This window comes from Paenochrobactrum pullorum, assembly GCF_041929845.1.
In the GTDB taxonomy this organism is placed as follows: Bacteria; Pseudomonadota; Alphaproteobacteria; order Rhizobiales; family Rhizobiaceae; genus Paenochrobactrum; species Paenochrobactrum pullorum.
This window is the reverse complement of the sequence record NZ_JBHEEH010000001.1, coordinates 866,001-881,200: the sequence shown is the minus strand read 5'-3', so window position 1 is coordinate 881,200 and position 15,200 is coordinate 866,001. Positions and strand designations below refer to the sequence as shown.

Annotated in this window: 20 protein-coding genes; 1 reads left to right on the top strand and 19 read right to left on the bottom strand. The window is 48.4% G+C overall.

Annotated features, from left to right (window positions below; all coding sequences use genetic code 11):
- Positions 1 to 13: 13 nt before the first annotated feature.
- From JNC77_RS04120 to JNC77_RS04035, 18 genes are all read right to left on the bottom strand, one after another.
- A complete protein-coding gene (locus tag JNC77_RS04120; RefSeq protein WP_374829696.1) occupies positions 14 to 3,241 on the bottom strand; it encodes a tape measure protein in 3,228 nt (1,075 codons plus the stop codon).
- Positions 3,242 to 3,297: 56 nt separating this feature from the next.
- On the bottom strand, positions 3,298 to 3,531 hold the full coding sequence (locus JNC77_RS04115) for a phage tail assembly chaperone (protein WP_374830489.1): 234 nt from the start codon (positions 3,529 to 3,531) through the stop codon (positions 3,298 to 3,300).
- Positions 3,495 to 3,830 carry a hypothetical protein gene (locus tag JNC77_RS04110; protein WP_374829694.1) on the bottom strand — a complete coding sequence of 112 codons (336 nt, stop codon included), beginning with the start codon at positions 3,828 to 3,830 and terminating at the stop codon, positions 3,495 to 3,497. The genes JNC77_RS04115 and JNC77_RS04110 overlap by 37 nt, the downstream gene beginning before the upstream one ends.
- A gap of 5 nt (positions 3,831 to 3,835) precedes the next feature.
- Positions 3,836 to 4,261: a phage tail tube protein gene (locus tag JNC77_RS04105; RefSeq protein WP_374829692.1), complete on the bottom strand. Its 426-nt coding sequence runs from the start codon at positions 4,259 to 4,261 to the stop codon at positions 3,836 to 3,838.
- 66 nt (positions 4,262 to 4,327) lie between these two features.
- The gene (locus tag JNC77_RS04100; RefSeq protein WP_374829690.1) at positions 4,328 to 4,732 is read right to left on the bottom strand and encodes a DUF3168 domain-containing protein; all 405 of its coding nucleotides are present in this window, start codon (positions 4,730 to 4,732) and stop codon (positions 4,328 to 4,330) included.
- Positions 4,733 to 5,233 carry an HK97 gp10 family phage protein gene (locus tag JNC77_RS04095; protein WP_374829688.1) on the bottom strand — a complete coding sequence of 167 codons (501 nt, stop codon included), beginning with the start codon at positions 5,231 to 5,233 and terminating at the stop codon, positions 4,733 to 4,735.
- Positions 5,233 to 5,586 carry a phage head closure protein gene (locus tag JNC77_RS04090; protein ID WP_374829686.1) on the bottom strand — a complete coding sequence of 118 codons (354 nt, stop codon included), beginning with the start codon at positions 5,584 to 5,586 and terminating at the stop codon, positions 5,233 to 5,235. Before JNC77_RS04090 ends, JNC77_RS04095 begins: the two co-directional genes overlap by 1 nt.
- A complete protein-coding gene (locus tag JNC77_RS04085) occupies positions 5,570 to 5,758 on the bottom strand; it encodes a hypothetical protein (RefSeq protein ID WP_374829684.1) in 189 nt (62 codons plus the stop codon). The genes JNC77_RS04090 and JNC77_RS04085 overlap by 17 nt, the downstream gene beginning before the upstream one ends.
- A gap of 8 nt (positions 5,759 to 5,766) precedes the next feature.
- Positions 5,767 to 6,075: a head-tail connector protein gene (locus tag JNC77_RS04080; protein ID WP_374829683.1), complete on the bottom strand. Its 309-nt coding sequence runs from the start codon at positions 6,073 to 6,075 to the stop codon at positions 5,767 to 5,769.
- A complete protein-coding gene (locus JNC77_RS04075) occupies positions 6,069 to 6,629 on the bottom strand; it encodes a collagen-like domain-containing protein (RefSeq protein ID WP_374829681.1) in 561 nt (186 codons plus the stop codon). Before JNC77_RS04075 ends, JNC77_RS04080 begins: the two co-directional genes overlap by 7 nt.
- Complete coding sequence (locus JNC77_RS04070; RefSeq protein ID WP_374829679.1) at positions 6,626 to 7,978, bottom strand: phage portal protein; 1,353 nt, start codon at positions 7,976 to 7,978, stop codon at positions 6,626 to 6,628. Before JNC77_RS04070 ends, JNC77_RS04075 begins: the two co-directional genes overlap by 4 nt.
- 1 nt (position 7,979) lies before the next feature.
- Positions 7,980 to 8,174, bottom strand: a complete 195-nt coding sequence (locus JNC77_RS04065) for a DUF7210 family protein (RefSeq protein ID WP_374829677.1) — start codon at positions 8,172 to 8,174, stop codon at positions 7,980 to 7,982.
- 31 nt (positions 8,175 to 8,205) lie between these two features.
- Complete coding sequence (locus tag JNC77_RS04060; protein ID WP_374829675.1) at positions 8,206 to 8,391, bottom strand: hypothetical protein; 186 nt, start codon at positions 8,389 to 8,391, stop codon at positions 8,206 to 8,208.
- A gap of 45 nt (positions 8,392 to 8,436) precedes the next feature.
- Complete coding sequence (locus JNC77_RS04055) at positions 8,437 to 10,386, bottom strand: phage major capsid protein (RefSeq protein WP_374829673.1); 1,950 nt, start codon at positions 10,384 to 10,386, stop codon at positions 8,437 to 8,439.
- A gap of 18 nt (positions 10,387 to 10,404) precedes the next feature.
- Complete coding sequence (locus JNC77_RS04050; protein ID WP_374829671.1) at positions 10,405 to 12,255, bottom strand: terminase large subunit; 1,851 nt, start codon at positions 12,253 to 12,255, stop codon at positions 10,405 to 10,407.
- Positions 12,248 to 12,622 carry a hypothetical protein gene (locus JNC77_RS04045; protein ID WP_374829669.1) on the bottom strand — a complete coding sequence of 125 codons (375 nt, stop codon included), beginning with the start codon at positions 12,620 to 12,622 and terminating at the stop codon, positions 12,248 to 12,250. The genes JNC77_RS04050 and JNC77_RS04045 overlap by 8 nt, the downstream gene beginning before the upstream one ends.
- A gap of 132 nt (positions 12,623 to 12,754) precedes the next feature.
- Positions 12,755 to 13,063: an HNH endonuclease gene (locus JNC77_RS04040; RefSeq protein ID WP_374829667.1), complete on the bottom strand. Its 309-nt coding sequence runs from the start codon at positions 13,061 to 13,063 to the stop codon at positions 12,755 to 12,757.
- Positions 13,050 to 13,346, bottom strand: a complete 297-nt coding sequence (locus JNC77_RS04035) for a hypothetical protein (protein WP_374829665.1) — start codon at positions 13,344 to 13,346, stop codon at positions 13,050 to 13,052. The genes JNC77_RS04040 and JNC77_RS04035 overlap by 14 nt, the downstream gene beginning before the upstream one ends.
- 429 nt (positions 13,347 to 13,775) lie before the next feature.
- On the opposite strand from JNC77_RS04035, the gene JNC77_RS04030 reads away from it, so the two are divergent.
- Positions 13,776 to 14,525: a DUF2971 domain-containing protein gene (locus JNC77_RS04030; RefSeq protein WP_374829663.1), complete on the top strand. Its 750-nt coding sequence runs from the start codon at positions 13,776 to 13,778 to the stop codon at positions 14,523 to 14,525.
- A gap of 13 nt (positions 14,526 to 14,538) precedes the next feature.
- On the opposite strand, the gene JNC77_RS04025 is transcribed toward JNC77_RS04030, so the two are convergent.
- A complete protein-coding gene (locus JNC77_RS04025) occupies positions 14,539 to 15,075 on the bottom strand; it encodes a hypothetical protein (protein ID WP_374829661.1) in 537 nt (178 codons plus the stop codon).
- Positions 15,076 to 15,200: the final 125 nt, after the last annotated feature.

Below are 15,200 nucleotides of genomic sequence, written 5' to 3'. Positions count from 1 at the left end.
CCCACGCCGAGAATTATCTGATTACACCACGAGACTGTGCCTTAACCACTGAACGCCCTACTAGGTTTACAAAGTGGCTGCTTTCTGAAAAGCCTCTTATGCCTTGCTGAACACCCTGTTGAACCATCTGCTCAATTTCTTGGTTTCCACGTGCACCTGAAACATCAACTGCAATGGTTATCTCTTGAGGGCCCGATTCTTTTCTCTCAGCAGGAGACGAAATATCCGGCACCCGAGGCAATGGAATAGATGGAGTTCTAATGTTTGGAACGCCTATTGCTCCACCATTACGCAAAGCTGGTAATTGGTCTTTGTTCATTGCTTCCAACAACCAGCCGTATTTGGCCGTTGCATCCGCATTCATGATGTATTCGCCATTGGAGGCACGCAGCAGCACCTTGTCATCGCGTGGGCCGCCTGCGCCGCTAATGCGACCGCCGCCTGGTACTTCGGTTACAGAGCCACCATCTTTGCGCCCAAGCAACCCGCCGATGAAATCAAAGGCGCTGCCGAATGCACCACCAGCAACACCACCTGAGGACGGCTTAAACAAAGCATCGAAAGCACTGTTCAAAAGCATCTGTGCAAGTTTATTCAGGATATCCGACAGAGCGTCGGATAAAGACTTAGCACCAGTGATTGCGTCAAGCGTTCCACTCTTAAACGTTTGATAGAAATCCGCTGATGCCTGTTCAACATCCTGTTGCTTTTCCTGGACGCGTCGCAGTTCTTCAGCTTGTCGAGCATAGGCGCCCGAAACCTCATCGATTTTTTCGCGTTGCTGTTCTGACAACTTAATGCCGGAAAGATCAGTCTGACCTTTCTTAATGGCTTCATCACGAAGCTTTGCCAGTGCAGCCTGTTCCAGATCCAGAGCAATCTTGCGCTTTTCGTTTTCCTGATAGGATAGACCTACAGCAGCGATTTCGGATTGCAAAGCTGCGGTACGATCACGAACCGCTTGAATGTCCGTATCAATCTGTTGGTCAGTTGTCTTTTTGTGTGACGCTTCCGACTTGGGTTTTTTGCCCTCACCCGACCGCGCTTTGTCAGCTGCAAGCTCAGCCTGTGCAATGCGCTCAGCTAATCCTTTTTCAGGGTTCTTGATACCCTCTGTTTCAAGTCGCTTACGAACTTCAGCAATCTTGTTTTCAAGGGCAAGCTGATCTTTGGTCAGCTTGGTGCGTCGTATGGCGTTTTGTTCAAAAGCTTTGGCCGCCCCATTCTCAGCTTTGCGCTGTTGAATGTATGGGTCTAAAGATGCCCTAGCTTGCTTGTTCTCATCAGGCCCAAGCGGATAAGCACCAGCCATAGCCTGCCCTGCTTCACGAGCCGCATCACGAACATTGGCAAGAACCTTGATGGCAGTAGCCATTTTCTCAAAGAACTGATTCATGTTCGGGTTGGCTTGCGAGAGGTTATTTATAGCCCTCAACGCATCTTCAGCACTGCCGCCAGCCTTCACAAACTTATCGATGATCTCTTGCGTATCAGCTTTTAACTGCGGCTTTATCTCGCCTTTTGTTGCAAGCATATCAAGATGATCTGCCAGATCCTGCACCTTTTGCGTAGCAATCGTAAGTTCTGGCATATCCCCAACACGTGTGGACATGGCTTGCAGGCCGGACATATGATCAACAGTCTCTTGCACACGCTTGGTCAACTCAACCACAGCATCGCTGATCGGCGTGTTATTTATGGCTTCAAGCCTTTGCTTGACCTTGTCAGCATTTATTTCGAAGCTTTGAAACTCGGCAATGACTTTAAGAATTTCTCTCCTTGCTGACTTATCGACGTCAGACATAGAGAAATTTTGATAGAGATTTTCCAACGGCTGTTTTGTATAGCCAGCCAGAGCATCAAGCTCATCGCCTTGGCCGAACAATCCGCTGAGCGGTCCACCATTACGCAGGCGATCTAATTCATCGGCAATTTTCTTGAGCTTACGTGCCTTCTCCGCAGCACTTAGTTTGTCCAGCGATTCAGCAACGCCATCGACAGCATCGGCGACCTTTGGCGCAATAAGACCAAGCTTCTCCATCTCACTGCGAAGAGCATCAGAATTTTCCCGAGCCTCCATCGTGCTCAATGTGTATTTGGTCATTGCAAAGACCAAAGCCCCACCCACAATGGCGCCAAGTGGGCCAGCAGCTGCACCCATACCACCGAGGGCAGTAACTACACCGCCTGCACCTTTAGCTGCATTGAGTGCGCGTGTGAGCTTTAAAACTTCCGTGGTTGTCATGCCCAAAGTACGGATCATGCTCATCAGTGAGCGACCGACAAAGGCTCCGGCAAATACGGCTGCAACCTGCAACCCTGCATCTGCAACTTTATCAAAGTTATCAGCAATGATAATTAGCGCGTCAGCAACTCTGGCAGATACACCAGTGGCGCTATCCGCATTACCGACATATTCCAACAAAGCATTGTTCAACATCGTGAAGCCATCGCCGATAGTAGCAGGCATAGACGCGGCTTCTTTACGCAGTTTTTCCAGCTGGCCAGATAAGCCTTTAACAATATCGTTGCCAGTGATCTTGCCTTGTGCACCAAGCCCACGCAATCCACTGACGGTCGTTCCAAGGCTTTCAGCCAAAGCTTCTGCAACACGGCCACCAGATTCAATAACGGTGTTAAGATTGTCGCCGGATAGCTTGCCAACAGCCATTGCTTTAGACAGGGCATCTATCACACGTTTGGCTTTATCGCCTTTAGCACCGGAAACCACCAAAGCATTATTGAGCGCTTCGGTATAATCAAGCGACTGGTTGGTGCTATATCCTAAGTCTTTAAGCGCGGTGCTATTTGCTAGATAGCTTTCAGTTGTCTGTTCAAGATCGGAATAAGTGCGTCTGGCCATTTCGCCAATGCGCCCCATAACCTCAACGCCTTTTTCTTGGCTACCGACAGCTAGATTGACGCGAGACGTTAAGTCCGTCCACGTATCAGTCATTTTGCGCAGTTCATTAGTGCCTAATACTGCACCAATTCCACCTGCTATCCCGCCAATGCCTGCCATCGGCTTCTGGAAGATACCGTCTAATTCGCGGCGTAATTTCTGAGCATTCCGCTCAATGGCTTTAAAATTGTTGTCTGCAGATTTTGATACCGCCTGAAAGCGCTTATCAGCTGATTTACTGAAGCCGCTTACAGCTTCTTCCATTTTCTTCTGACTACGGCGCAAGGCTGCCACGTCAGCGGAAATGGATAAAATAATATCATCGGAATCTTCGGCCAACGTGAACCTCCAAAAAATACAATAAAAAAGGCCGCACAAGGCGGCCTGAAAATGCGTTATCCATATTGCGAGAGCAAAGCATCCATCTGATCATCGGTTGGATGTTCTGTAGATTTCTTTCCACCACGGGCTTCTGTGAAGCCTTCAATGGCAGCAATGAACTCACTTAATGTGGAGCGCCAAAATGTTTCAGGCGTCCAACGCAGAACACCATAGGCTGACTTTTGCCAGTCTCGCCAAGGGGAGCCGTCAGCTACATTTGAGCTTCCCTTGGCTCCTCGTTTCCCGATTCACCATCATGATGATGTGCAAGAGCCGCGTTGAAAGCTTCCGAAAGAACTTTGAAATGCCGGATCTTAAGCTTGGCAATCGCAGCTTCTTTATTGCCGCGTACCGTCAGGTGACGAATACCGGCAATCGTGGCTGCGACCTCCACCTGCCCTAAGCGCTCATACAAATCCAAAAGAGATTTGCATTTCAGCTCAGTGGACACATTGGCCAAGCCTTCCATTGTGGCAGCTATAACAATTTCGGTATCACCTATGGCAATACCAACCTCACCACGCTCACCATTAACTGGCAGCTTCATGAGGATTACTCCGCCACGAAAGCAAGAGGGCCGGCTGCCATAAAGGTAGCTGAGAAATCCATATTGCCTTCCATTTCACCGGACAGTTCAAAATCCGATACAAACCACGAACCGGTGAAGCTACCCCAGCCTGGCACGATGACCTTCGCATTAAATGGCACCGCATCATTCACGTAACCGCGGAACTTTGCTGTGTCGGCACCCGCAACGAATTTGCCCGAACCCGTAAATGTACGGTTCTTAATGCCTGGCATCGAAGTCTTCTGCGGGGTCGCATCAGGGTTCTTACAGTCGACCATAGTTGTATCGACTTCATTGGCCGACATATTAAATGAACGTGTATTCAACCCGCAAAGATTGTCGAATTCTTCTGGTGTTTCACCGTTGCCAATTTGCATAAGCAGCAGGCGACCTGTCTGTTGATCTGACATTTGATAATCCTATAATAAAAAAGCCCACCGAATGGCAGGCAGTTGATTGCTGATTGTGAAAGGTGGTCAGGCTTTTTCGGTGTAAGCCACTAATTCAATGACGGCATGGGAATGGATGCCATCAAGGTCACGCATCACGCGTGTTTTAGAATGGTCGAGACTGACCAGACGATTTGAGGTCAAGACGAGTGGAGCATGATGCAATGTTTCAGCAACAGCCTCAGCAACTTGCCGAACTTCCATAAAACCAGCTGCCGATGACCACGCATGCAGCGTCGCGTAAATTTTACGAGCATTTAAACATGTGGCATCAGTTCGGTGTTCGTCAAAATCACCCATGACAACATATGGCGTTTGTGCATCTGCCGGTGCCATGTCATAAATCTTTTGATCTACCAAGGCAGTCACAACGGGGCTGGATTTAAGTGCCATTACAATAGCACCCTGCAACTCTAAACTTGCTGATGCCATTTACTTTTTACCCATGGCTTCGCGGACACCCTTATTCAGGGCGCGCCTGATCTGGCTGAGAGCCTTTTTACGCATTCCACGCCAGACGGGAAACACATGTGGTTGTGCAGGTGTAGCAGCATGGGGACCTTTACCCTGCGTCATGACCTCACGCGTCTTGTAGCGTCGATCTCGACGCGGTGCTGTTCCAAGTGATGCCTTGGTACCAAATTCCAAGAACCGCCAAATATAACTGCCATAAATCCCGACAGCTGTTGGATCTTTTGATTTTCGACCGCCAAAGACTACCTTGTCTGCATTATCACTTTGAAATTCAGCCTTAATGCTGGCGGCATAATCACCACCATCTGGCGACTTTGGAGCGCGAGCCGCAATAGCTGCCGCAGCTTCTTGGGCGACTTCCATTTTCGTTTTGTCCATCGCCTCAATAGCCTTCGGCGCCAACTCACGAAGCCGCTTGGTTAAAGCCTCGCGCCCCATGATTTTCGTCTTAAGAACCATCAGTTTTTTCCATCATAGACGGCCAACATTTCAAGATATTGATTTCGCTCATCAGGATTGATGATTGACTTAATGTCATAGGCTTCACCAGTTTGCGCATTTTTTGCTTGCCATGCTGGTGTAATCTGACGCGTTTGATTGGAAGAATGCACAGTAATCGTGTAGGGCTGCACGCCTTGAAGGCGCGATGCGATGACCGTTTCTGACCCCATGCGCGGTTTTAATCGTGCCGGCACCGTGAACTGGTCAACCCAATCGCCACGTGTTCCGCCAAAACCATCGTCTATTTCTTCACGCTTTAAAAAAATGATACGATGATTAAGTGTGCCCGTGATGCTACGTGAGCGTTTCATCAGCAGCCACCGCCTCGCCTTTATTGGGGGTCTTGATACGATCCGCTGCACCAGCTGCGACTGCGGCTACTGCGCATTGCTCACGGACAGATCCAGACCACCCTGCTTTGTAATCAATCGAGTGTGACGGTTGCCTATATTCAAAATCGGTTTTGAATTTAACCCAAGCCATATCTTACCTCATGCCATTATTGGTTTGCGATATCGGTGGAGAATGGAAGTAATGCGCCGGTCAAGATAGCCATCAGCAGCCGAATAAATCGGCTCAGTGTCACCGCGGTCGGCCCACATTAAACCAACCTGATACAAAACCGCCGCCTGTATAAGAGACGGCGCGGTTTGATCTGTCCATTCAGTTTCAGGTCGGTTGATATAATTAAGGATTATATCAGAAGCCTGTTCGATCATTGTTTCCAAGTCAGCGTCATCATCATTGTGGAAAATCCGTTGACGGCGTTTGGCTGCTTCCAATGTGACGAGTTTTACCATTTCTCACCATCCAGACCAAGTTGTGTCAGGTCTTTACCTGGCCGACCTTCAAAGCCTCGTTCGCCACGCTCTCCGTCTTTGCCATTTTTACCATCACGACCGCACTTAACGGCTAAACGCCATGCATCAGACGTACCAGGCTTATCGCCAGTCGCTTTTTGAGCAATCCAAAGAGAACCGCCATATGTGGCAGCATCGCCGCGAACATAATCAGCGCCGGACTTATATTGCCCTCGGTCGAGCGGGATGGGCAGCATTAAAGGAAATTCTTTGATGCGTTCACCTTGAACAAATCGCAAAGTGATTGACCTCTCACCGTCGTAATCAATTGACAGATCATCAAAGCCAAGGCCATCGGCACCGTCATGACCTTTATCGCCGTCACGACCATCTTTACCGTCACGCCCTGGTACACCTGGCAAGCCGTCACGACCATCGCGCATTTCACGGGCTTCGACAGCGACTAGGCGCTCGTTAAGCTTACCACAAGCTGCATCAACGTAGCCTTTCAAAGTGCCAAGAACAGCTTCAGCTAGTTTTGTTGCATCAATCATTTCAGCACCTCGGCGGCTTTTGTTGTGAAAGCCGCAATGAGCTTTTCTGTCTGGTCTTCTTGTGGTGGTGGCAGCCCTTCCGCCGGTTTGTCGGATTTACCCGTTGAGAATGGATCGTCCTGCTGGTCGCGCTTATCAAGTGCGGCTAAGCTGTAATACTGTTGCTGCAAGTACGGAGTATCTCCACCTGCGACCGGTGCTAGGTTCAAAACTTGCCTACTCTCGTTAATTGTTTTCATACCTGCTTTGACCGCATCGGCTTCGGTTTTAACGAGCGTCGCACTATCCATGCGAAAAAGATCAGAAAGATCAAATTCAGTACCCGTGCCAACCTCACATGCAAACCCGTCATCAAGGCACGTTTCGATGCTCTCAATATGGATCTGCACGCACTGTGAATAATACTGCTGATCAAGTGCTTCGACGTTATTGAGTGATGGCGCTTGTCCAACTCCGACCTTATGCGGTGGTACGCCCATAACCGAACAGATCGTTTCAGCAGACCATTTCAACTGCTCAATCAATTGAGAATCCATCGCGTTCATAGCTAATGGTGAATAACTCAGGCCATCGCCAAGAACGGCAATTTTTCCGGCATTGTCACCTGTATAATTCTGATCCCAAAAATCTTTGAGACGCTTGGCGTTCTCTGGGTCGATTGCACCAGGTGCGGATAAAATACCACCAGGCATTGACCCGTTATTGAAAAATCTTGCTGAATTTCGCTGAATGCTCAAACCTTGAGCAGCCGCTAATCCACCCGCCATAATAGGCGATAATCCGACCATAGGATGGAAAATTGTATTCCATCGATCGTGTATAATTTCAGATGCTGGAACGGTCACACTGTCAGCGTGCTGTGAGGCTAAATCATCGCGTTGCAGCTGATAATAGACGGATCCATCAGTGGAAATAAGAACCTTCACACGATTAGGGTCAAGGATATAAAGAGCAGCAATTTTGCCGTCGGAAGAACGTTGCTTCAAGACATAGGTATTGCCATGAGCAAGTTTGGACATCATCCAGCTTTCGAAAAACTGAATCCTGTTTTGATACCGATTAGGGCTGCGCAACACTTTGGTAATCTCAGTGTGTTCGACTTCTGTCCATATCTTGTCATTATCTTCAACGACATAACGAATACGCATTTTCGCAATATCAGAAGCAATCAACGACAAGCATCTAAACAAGGTAGGATTTGTCACTGCTGTATCAGTAGTGACTTCCATATTACGCTGCCAGGCACCAGTAAAAGGCTCACGGATCACGCCCCATAAACCGCCTCGGTTATCGACGGGCGAGAGGCCGGCTGATTTCTGCCGCGTAATCGACAAACCGAAAAAGTTCATTCTATTCTCCAGTTTTTGCCCGTTGTTTGCGAACAGTTTGTTTCTTTGGCTCAACTGTCGCGGCTGGTTCGGGTGCATCGGCAGCCTTACCAATAGCTTTTAACAAGCGCGCATCTTTTGCTGATGCTTCAAATTCTTCGTCTGGTAGCAATGACATTCCGGCATATCGGAGTGGCTTAATTGCAATGAGTTTCATTCCTTGCTCCTACGAATAGAATGTGCCGCCACTAAATTAAGCCTCTACTACGAAGGCGCTGAATCTGCGCAACCAGCTCAATGTCAGAACGCTTGCCTGAATCCACCTTAGATTCAACGTCAACAGCCTTAAGCTCTTCGTTGACAATCTCATTTGCGATCTGAAATGCTGTTGTGAAGCCGTCAAAATAAGCTTTTAAATATAATTCTGTATTCACATATATCTCCCGTAAAAGAGAGGGGAGCCGAAGCTCCCCAATCCATTAACCGCCGTAGTTTGCACTATCGATAAACTGCACAACGCCATCACGACGCTTAGCCCAGTTAATGAAGCGCTCAGCACGAATACCAACCATGTTGTGTTGCCACAAACTGATCAAAGAAGAGCCAGAACCAGTCGGCGCGCTATCCATTTCAAGCGACGCTTCACGGGATGCATCAAGCATCACCTGACCATCATCTGCCAAAAGAATTTCGGTTGCCTTAGCAAGAATAATACGTGAACCAGCACCCTCAACAGGGTCACCAGAACCAGCATTCGCCGGAATATTCTCAGACAGCACAACAGGCAGACCAAAGAACGTACCACCACTGTTACCGTTAATTGACAGACCATTGAATTCAGGCTGACCAAGAGGATTTAACAGTAGAGCCAAACCAAGAGCCTGCGTTTCTGTCATGATCCATACAGCACCTGATAGCGACATATTGGCTGACAGGAACTTGCTGAAGAGTGCCTTAACATCAGCACGGACATCATCCGCAGTTTTACCACTTGCAATCACCGGCGTTACGCCATTTGTGATGGATGCAGGCGAAACACCACCCGCGCCTGCGGCTTTAGCAGGATCAACAAAATCCTTGTCCATGGTCTGGACGATTGTATTGATCAAATCCTGACGCACAAGAGCTTCGGCTGAAGGGTTTGAGAACTTCACCAGCTCATCAGTCAAAACAACAATGCCAGCAAGCTTAGCATGACCCAGCTTGATGTTGTCGAATGCAAGAGAGCTTACAGGTTTCGGTTTGCCTTCACCCACCCACTGAGCGGACGAGCCTGCTGTCTGACGCGGAATGTTAATATTGAACGGCACATTACGAAGGCCAGGAATACGACCAATGATTGTTTGCGGACGCAATAGGTCAACAAACTCGCTGGACATATTCTGATATTCAACAAGCGGCTTTGCCCATGCGGCATCTGTAGTGCTTCCTGCTGAAACTGCGGAGCGAAGTACAGTCTCAACTTCTGGAGTATCACCCCAATCCTTAGCAATCTCTGCGGCCTGCATTACGTTGCCTTTAGAGCGCGCCAACGCAATTGCATAGCGTGTAAAAGCTGTGCCTTTAGGCAGTTCTTTCTTAACGCTTGCCGAAACCGCACCACGGGCAATGCTTGCACTTTCCACCGTCTTAATGCCAGTCACGTCAGTGGCAGTTGCAACGTGGTTTTTCTCTAATTCCCGCAGACGAACAAGATGATCGTCAATAGACTTAACTTCAGCCACAAGGCCATCGTATTCCGCCGACTGATCAGCGTCGAGCGTAACACTTTCGTCTGCCGCTTTCTGCATCAGAGCAGTCATTGCAGTAGATTTCTGTGCACGGGTAGCTTCAAAAGCTTTGATTTGTTCTTGAATATTCATTGTATAATTCCTTGCCGGAGTAATAGGGATGGATTTGACCGCAGCGCCGGTCTTGGAAGGTCGCACGACACCAACAGCAGAATGGCCTGACGCGGCCCGCTGTTGTGCATCGATCGATTTAATTGTGGTAATGGTCGCGTCGGCATTGGCCGGAACAGTCACTAGGGAAAGCTCTAGCCATTCCCACTCTTTGAACCGTAAGCCGCCTGCCTTCATTATTTCGTAGCTGAGCGACCTGAAACCAATAGAAACAGCTCTCACAAGACCGAGCTTGACGCTTTGCCATGCTTCGTCTGTTCGGTCTTTCAGCGTGCCCGGCTCATCGACTTTGACAACACGAGCCTTAAAGGGGATGCCCTTCTCTGTAGGCTCTGCGAATTCGACATGACCAACAGGCTGATTAGCATTGTGTTGCCATAAAAGAGGCATAGGCAGTGCAAATTTAGCCCCTAAAGGCTCAACAACATCACCCATTCTGTCAGCCGTAGGCGTTGAGGCAATACCCTCAATGACGCGCTCGTCCTCATTAACGGCCCTGATATTCAGGACCGAATAAGCTCTATTCATTGATTTTCCTTGATTGGATTAACCGATTATCAGCATTTGATACTCGCGCTTCGGCGCTTCTATCGGCGTGTCAGTGGCAAAGCCCGTGACCATTGCAAGTGCCACAGCCGTATCAATGCGAACGGATGCTTTTGTCTTAACAAACCACCTGTTATCGAGTGGATCACGGTCGAATGTAGCGCCCATCAAAGCGGTCATCAGCACCGGATTACGTCTGATGCGAACTCGACCATCAATGATGGCATTTTCCAACTCAGTAACAGATCCAGGCATCCATAAACCTTGAGGCTCTGGCAACCCTGCCGCTTTTGCAGCTTCTATTTTCTGATCACTGGCTTTTGACCGCCGCTTCCCGCCCTGCGGATGCGGTATGTGCTCCACTTCAACGCCAATCGCATCAAGTTCCTCGCGGAATTTATCATAAGCATAGCGGTCATATGCTATGCCGGCGATCTCAAAATCTTGCGCGAGCTGAGCAACACGAGCTGCTACGAAATCGTAACGAATGCGGCTGCCTGGCGACGCATTCAAGAAACCCTGATCCACCCAAACATCGTAAGGCATTTTATCTGCCAATGCTCGCGCTTTAAGAGTGTCAGCAGGCGTCCACGCTTCAATCCACGCGTCAAAGGTCGGCAACTCAACAGTCGTGCCGTCCTCCCGCTCCATAGCTTTGGAGCCGGTCTGCACCGCGCATGCCAATGCTGTCATGTCACGTGATGCAGATAAATCCACTGACAAGAAAAGCTTTTTGCCAGCGTGCTCTTCCAGCGGATTGAAATCATCCATTACGCTGTCCACGGTCTCGCGCGGCATCCACGCCTTATCCGCCGATGTCCAGACGCAGAAATGAAGCCGCAAAATTCCGTTCAACTTGCCTGGTATTTGTTTGGCCTGCGAGACAACACCCGCAAGATAGTCATTAGTTAAAATAACACCTAAAAGCGGATTGGCTTTTTTCCAGCACGTCGGATCTTCGAGCGGATCGTCTGTCTTATCCAAGGCACACACATAGCTAAAAGTAGTATCATCCAGCACCTCGCCGATATAAGTGAAATCATCGTCAGGTGTTTGTGTGCCCGCAGCGACACGAACAGCATGTTCATGCTCTTCCCAGCAGAAAGAGTTCCTATCGCTGCCGCTATTAGTGATCATAAACAACAACGGCTGCTGACGAAACTTAAAGCCACGCTCGAGCATTTCACCAACTGAACGGTCTGGATGCTCATGCACCTCATCTAGAAGTGCGAAGTGTGGACGTGGACCCGAGCCAGTCTTGCCAGCATCTTTGGAAATGGGACGAAAGAATGCCTTCTTTTCCAAAAAAGCGACATTGAACTCTCGCCCTATACCGCCGCTGAATGACAGGCGCCCTGATAACTTAGGAGCTGCACGGGCCATCTTAACTGCATCCTGAAACAGGATTTGTGCCTGCTCTTTCTTGGCTGCTGCAGCATAAATTTGCGCACCAGCCTCACCATCAGCCATCAGGCCATAAAGACCAAGTCCACCAGCAAATGGCGATTTACCGTTGCCCTTGCCTTCTTCTATGTAAGCACGACGAAAACGGCGCTTACCATCAGCATTAACCCAGCCGAATAACGAACCAAGTTTAAATGCTTGGGATGCATGCAGTCTAAAGGGCTTACCGTCAAACTGGCCATCATTAAGCTTTAGGCGCTCCTCAAAGAAGCGCATAACGCGATGAGCCTTTGCATCATCCCAAAAGTAACCGCGATCAGCGGCTTGGGCTAAATCATCAAAATGCCGCTGACATGCATTACGCACATGTGGTCCCGCAACTTCAACACCATCAAGAACCGCACGCGCATATGCACTCACACGGTCAAGTGCCGGAGTTTTAATCAACGAGATCGTCCTTCTCTTCTTCACCATCGGGGAACGAAACCTTAGTGGCATCCGCCGGCGTGGCGCCCATTTGCCCGAGGCACTGGCGCAAAAGGTTAAGTGCTTGCACGCCGACCTCTTCATTCGCAATAATGCGTGTTCGGATCGTAGTGGCAATTTCTAAGAGAGCCCTATGTGAACCATTCAGCCATGGTAACTCTTTCCAAAACAGTCGCCATACTTTCGCTTGATCAGCATTCATCCATTTCGGTGGCATGCCAATGTCAGCGCTTATTTTGGGTTCTTTCCGACTTTTAAATCGCTGAGGGTCTTTTGTATCTCGCCCCTCTAGCTTAGCTTTACCGAGGGGATTTCTTGGCGCAGCCATTTTGAAATCCTTTATGATGTAAAATTATTTTGCCTCAACTTTTGAAGTGCGGATACCTGCCCGTTCGCCCACTTACGGTCCCACGACCGACCACCTTCGACGGTTCGATGATACCCCCCCCCAGGGGTCTGGTCAGAGCGGCCAGCCTTGAGCGTCGAATCTGATGACCATCTGTCCTAGGTCTTCGCGCTTGCCATGACTATCGTGGCATGACTTGCAGAGTGAGATGAATGGGCCGTTCCAGAACTTGTGATCATCTCCTTTGTGACCACCATCGCCGTGGTGAACGACTGTGGCAGGTTCAATGATTTCGGAGATTAGGCACCATTCACACAACGGTTGCTTTGATAACTGACCATCACGAATACGACGCCATCGGGCAGTTTTATAATGCTTACGATAGGCAGCTGCTTCTGCGCTGCGGTGGTTAGGCTTGGCCATGCCTCGTCCACATAGGCGCTTCAGGACTATCAAGTCTGCCTGGCTCACGCGGATAAATTACTAAGCCACGTCGCTCAAACTCATCGGCAATACAGTGGGCCAACCGCTGATCCTTGCTAAGCCCTTGATCTTGCTCAACCTTGCGTCTTAATCTTGCCCGCTCCCAAAACGCGCTGGCTCTTGCATATTCACGTCTTATCTCTGCGATACGGTTATAGGATCCGGTTCGTTCTATCAGCTCATCAATACGCTGATGAAGATCACCTAAGCGTTTGCAGTGCATACTAATCTCCTCGGATAAGTAACCCGCGTGGGTGCGCATACATGAGAGGCGTTGCAGGTTTTATTGTGGTGAAATGGTACAGAACAGGCAGGTCGCTACCCCTGCTCGGTGAAGGCTGGGGAGCGACCCCAACTACAAACATCACCCTATGATAATGCGACTTCTATGATTGGTACACATATCGATAGGCGCTTCTGCTTCAGCGCCGCTGCTCTGATTAGTATTGAGAGGCCGGACGGCGTGAAGCCTGTCCCCGCGGCAGAGCCTAAGAAACCTCTCAATTTCAAATCCGACTCGTTGTCGGCTATGCAGTTCCAAGCCCTGCGATGAGGGAAAATTTTCTTACGACTACATCTTTATCAAATCTATATTAAACATGTTAATACAGAATCAAAATCAATATTAGCTTCAGATGATTATGAGATTAATATGAGAATTATTATTTTAGACGACTTGGACGAAAAAAAAGCAATTTATAGAATAGTCAGACTAGATCATTTAGAGCGCATGTTTCATTACAAGAAAAATGTACTAGTTCGCCCTAGCTCATGGGATGATAAGTTTGAGGGGCAGCTAATTAAAGCAGGTCTTTCATTCCAAAAAGATGGTTCGAAATTAGATTGTAAAGACCGCATTTATGCACAGTGTTGGACCCTAGAGTATTCTTCAGCTCTTATGTGGGCAGCTTATGCTAAGAATAAATTTGATTATGTTCGAATTCAAACCACTGTCGGTAAATTAAAAGAAAGCCTTCAGTCAGCATTGGATCAAACTTATGGTGATTTTGCTGCATACATAGGTAAAGTAAACTATCTAAATTACAGAGATATGCAGAAACAACTTAATGAGCTAGCAAATTCACCGCCTAGTTGGAAAACCCTATCTCAATTAACACTCATGAAATCGGTCGCGTTCTCGGGAGAAAACGAAGTGAGGCTAATCCAGTTAATGTTTAACGAGGATAAACGCGAGCCATTAAGTTCTTATAATTGTGATATGCATCAACTAATAGACTGCATACGTTTACCCCCTGGCCTTACAAAGGAGGAGTCCAAAGAACGTGAACGTTTTATCAAAAAGCTAACTGGATTTGATAAAATTCACAGATCCGAACTTTATGATGGAAAAAAATTAAAACTAATTAGTTTTTCACAAAATTTTGATCCAAGTATCTTTTAGCAGACTCAGCGCTTTAAATAGCAGACACCTTCAAAGCTCTACCAATTCGGTGCAACAAAACACCCGACAGCGTAAAGGCTGACACAATCGTTTCTACCAGTTCGGGTTGGTAGGGCTTTCCATCGCTGGTAAATGCCAGTTCCAATGGTTTATCAGTACATGTGTGCCGCACAACAATCGCATCCTCTGCGCCACCGTGAACTGTAACACTGGACTTAAAAGCAAGTTGGCTGTTGGCACTGTGTGAAAGATCAGCACCCTTCAACAATTGTGCAATGTAATGGCCAGCCGTTGCGTGTCCGGTTTCGTCGGCATGCGTGTATGCGCACATATCGACGGCCAATCGAGCTGCTTGATGTGATGCTTGATCAATCAGCAGCGTAACGAGCATAAGTGCAACATCATTATAATTTAGGTCTGGTGCCAAACGACCACCAGCGCCAACAGGAATAGCATCAATTGCCTGCAATCGCCGGCTTAGCATCGCTACCCGTCCACGAGGCTGCTTCAGTTCATTCGCGATCACATCGACGACAAATGACAATTTCATATCAGTTCCTTTCTCGCCGTATGAAAACGCGATTAATTTCAGGATAAAAAATGTAAGCAGCTCCGGCGCGACCACAGTGGAGGAGACACCCAAACACGCCAGAGCTGCACATATCCGGCAAGCAA